6 protein-coding genes are annotated in these 3,360 nt (G+C 72.4%); all 6 read right to left on the bottom strand.

The window, feature by feature from the left end; all coding sequences use genetic code 11:
* On the bottom strand, positions 1-232 hold a 232-nt coding region (locus tag ACM2XV_RS13560; protein ID WP_487027309.1), incomplete at its 3' end, for a hypothetical protein.
* 48 nt (positions 233-280) lie between these two features.
* Entirely contained in the window at positions 281-733 is a 453-nt protein-coding gene (locus tag ACM2XV_RS13555) for a MaoC/PaaZ C-terminal domain-containing protein (RefSeq protein ID WP_344776447.1), read from the bottom strand.
* Between the two features lie 53 nt (positions 734-786).
* Positions 787-1,440 (bottom strand): prepilin peptidase, encoded by a 654-nt coding sequence (locus ACM2XV_RS13550; protein ID WP_487027308.1) that lies wholly within the window; start codon positions 1,438-1,440, stop codon positions 787-789.
* Between the two features lie 68 nt (positions 1,441-1,508).
* Positions 1,509-1,940: a hypothetical protein gene (locus ACM2XV_RS13545; RefSeq protein WP_487027307.1), complete on the bottom strand. Its 432-nt coding sequence runs from the start codon at positions 1,938-1,940 to the stop codon at positions 1,509-1,511.
* A complete protein-coding gene (locus tag ACM2XV_RS13540; RefSeq protein ID WP_487027306.1) occupies positions 1,933-2,859 on the bottom strand; it encodes a PP2C family protein-serine/threonine phosphatase in 927 nt (308 codons plus the stop codon). Before ACM2XV_RS13540 ends, ACM2XV_RS13545 begins: the two co-directional genes overlap by 8 nt.
* Positions 2,852-3,360 (bottom strand): FHA domain-containing protein (locus ACM2XV_RS13535; RefSeq protein ID WP_487027305.1); only part of this gene is annotated, 509 nt, incomplete at its 5' end. The genes ACM2XV_RS13540 and ACM2XV_RS13535, both read right to left, overlap by 8 nt.

Here is a 3,360-nt window from a genome sequence, read left to right as displayed (position 1 = left end):
CGACAGACTCGCCCGCGGGGGCGGCCGGCACCTCAGGCTCGGGGGCGACGTGATCTGACGCGGCGACCGGCTGGTAGTCGGGCGGCAGCGTCGGAGCGATGCCGGTGTCGGTATGGTCGGCCGGGTCCGAGCTCGTCGTCAGGGGCTGCTCGCCGGTGTTCAGCTCGCGTGCCGTCTCATCGGCGAGAGGGGTCGGCTCGTCGGGACGCGGCGTCGGCGTGGTGTCGCTCATGGGGGTCACAGTAGCAATCACCCCAGGTGGCGCCAGGGATTGACGCGTCTAGCCTTCCAGCGGGGCGGCGAGGACGAGCAGGTCCATGCGCCCTTCCTGAACGACCTCGCCGGTCTGCTTGCGCAGGGTCAGCCGGCGCTCGAGCACCCCGTACTCCCCCGAGCTCGTCGGTCGCGCCGACAGGATCTCGACCGTGAGCGTCAGGGTGTCGCCGATGAAGACCGGCGCCGTGAACTTCCACTCGTCGATGCCGAGCAGGGCGACCGCGCTGCCCTCGAAGACCCCCGTGCGGGCGATCAGGCCGAGGCAGAGCGACGCACCGAACATGCCGTGCACGATGCGCTGGCCGTAGCGGGTGCCCTTCGCGAACTCGGCGTTGGTGTGCACCTCGTTGTTGTCGTTCGTGAGCGCGGCGAACTGGTAAACCTCGCCCTCGGTGACGGTGTGGCCGGGCGTCGTGAAGGTCTGGCCTGCGTGGAAGTCGGGGAGGTACAGGGGCATGCCCCTACCGTAGCGAGGCGGGCGGCGAGCCCTCGGGCCCGACGCGCACCCGGTCAGACGGCCAGGCCGAAGAGGGCGAGGTGGGCGTCCGTCAGAGGCGCGCCGGCCGTGATGCCGGCCCACGCGCCCGCGAGCATCCAGGGGCCGAAGGGAATGGCTGAGGCGCGGCCCACGCGACGTGCGACCAGCAGAGCGATCGCGAACAGGCCGCCGAGCAGGAACGCCGCGAAGGCGCCGACGATCAGCTGCGGAACGCCGAGGTGGCCGAGGAACAGTCCGAGCACACCGGCGAGCTTGACGTCGCCGAAGCCCATGCCGCGCGGCGAGCCGACGGCTACCGCGAAATACACCACGAACAGCGCGGCTCCCCCGGCGAGCATGGTGACCAGTGCGGCCCAGTCGCGCGCGATGGCGGATGCCCCACCCAGCAGCGCCCCGCCGACGAGATAGCTCGGCAGCACGATGCGATTCGGCAGCCGCTGCACCTCGAGGTCGATCAGCGCGAGCGGGACCGAGATGACCGCGAGGTAGAGGAACGCCGCGAGCTCGACGATCGAGGCGGCGAGGTGCGCGGCATCCCCCGATTGCCAGCGCGCCAGCGCGAACCAGATGGCGACGGCTGCGAGCCCGAGGACGACGCCGAGCTGGGCGAGCGGGCGGCGCGCCATGCTCGGTTCGGCGGGGGCGCGGCACGTGCGTCGCAGCATGGACCCCGACAGTAGCGGGAGTGGTCGAAGCGCCCGCCACGTTCTCCACAGGGCGCTCGGGACGCGGTCTACAGGCGCTGCAGAGCCCAGATGCCGGCTGCGGCCGCCACGATGACGGCCAGCCAGATGGCCCCGACCATGATCAGGGCGCGGCGGCGCCAGGCGCGTCGCCCGTCGTTCTGGTGCGCGACGATCTCATGCGCGGAGAGCTGCCGCGGCACCCGCTGGCGAACCTTCCACGACGCGTCGAAGTCGGGAACCTGCGTGACCTCGATGTTCGTGCGCGCCTTGTAGCGCACGATGCTGCCCGACGGCACCTCGGGCGGGCGGAAGTCGAGCAGGTGGATGTCGGTGACCGGCGGCGCCTGCGGGGGGAGCGCACGGCCCACGGTGAACTTCGCGGCCGCCTCGGTCTGCGCCACCCGGCGCGCGACGACCGGCGCCGTGTCCTCGATCGTGCCGTGGCCCTCGGTGACGACCGTGTCGTCGTTGTCAGGCATCTTCGGCGCCTTCCTGGTCTCCATTCGGCTGCGCCGAGTCGACCGGCGGAGCGGCCTCCTGCGCCGAGTCGACCGGCGGGGCAGCCTCCTGCGCCGAGTCGACCGGCGGGGCAGCCTCCTGCGCCGAGTCGACCGGCGGAGCGGCCTGCCGCGCCGCCTCGGGGGCGACATCGACGAGGACGACCGTGATGTTGTCGTGGCCGCCGTGGTCGAGCGCGAGCTGCATCAGCGCGTCGACCGCCTCGCCCGGGTCGCCGTGCTGGGCGAGCACGTCGTAGAGCTCGGGCTCGCTGAGCTCGCCGTGCAGCCCGTCGGAGCAGATGAGGATCCGCTCCCCCAGCTCGACGGGGTGCACCCAGTAGTCGGCCGGGCTGTCGGGAGCGCCGACGGCCCGCGTGATGACGTTGCGGTGCTCGAAGGTCTCGGCCTCCTCCGGGGTGAGGTTGCCGGCATCCAGTTGCTCTTGCATGTACGAGTGGTCGATCGTCATGCGCTCGAAGCGGGCCCCGACCACGCGATAGACGCGCGAGTCGCCCACGTTCAGCACGAGCCAGTACGGCGCCCCGTCGTGGCGGACCTGCACGACGCCGGTCAGCGTGCTGCCCGCGCCGCGGCGGGTGCGGTCGCTCAGCGCGGCGACGGTCTGGTGCGCGCGGCGCATCGCGTCGGCGACCTCGTCGGGCCGGACGTCGTCGCGGCCGACCAGCGGCGAGAAGGCGCGCACCACGGCAGCGCTCGCCACGGCGCCGGCGTCGTGGCCGCCCATGCCGTCGGCGACGATGTAGACGGGGAAATCGGCGAGGAACGCGTCCTCGTTGCCGCGGCGGTGGCGGCCGGCGTCGGTGCCCGCGGCCGTGCGGAGCTGCGGATCGGCGCCCGTCACGACGACGGTCTCATGGCGGTGGCGGCGGTCAGGCACCCTGCACCACCTTCACGCCGAGCTCGCCGAGCATGAACTGCGGGGTCACGCGGGCGCGGTTGCGTGCGCCCAGTTCCGATTCTTCGTTGGTGCGGGGGTCGATGAGCCAGACTCCATTGGTCGAATCGAGGTCGGTGATGTGCCAGTCGCCTCCGACGAACTCGAGCACCGCGTGCGTCGCCGAGACCGAGAGCGCGTCGTCGGTCACCGCGATCAGCTGGGCGCCCGGGTAGAGCGGATGCGCCGAGGGACGCCGCCCCAGGATCGCAGACGCCCCCGTGAGCTCGACACGCGCTCCCATCGTCGTGTGCACCCACCACCGCGGGCGGCGGCGGGCCGAGATCACGGTCGCGTCGGCGTTGCCGGTGATGATCGTCTCGTCGTCCTGCGGGCGGCGGATGATCGTCGCATCGTTGTCGAGTTCGAGCTCGGGGGTCACGGATGCCGGGGCGGCGGGGTCTCCATTCGGCTGCGCCGAGTCGACCGGCGAGAGCGGGGTGG

Source organism: Gryllotalpicola sp. CP2-P1 (assembly GCF_057512245.1).
This window is presented reverse-complemented; position numbering and strand designations above follow the sequence as displayed.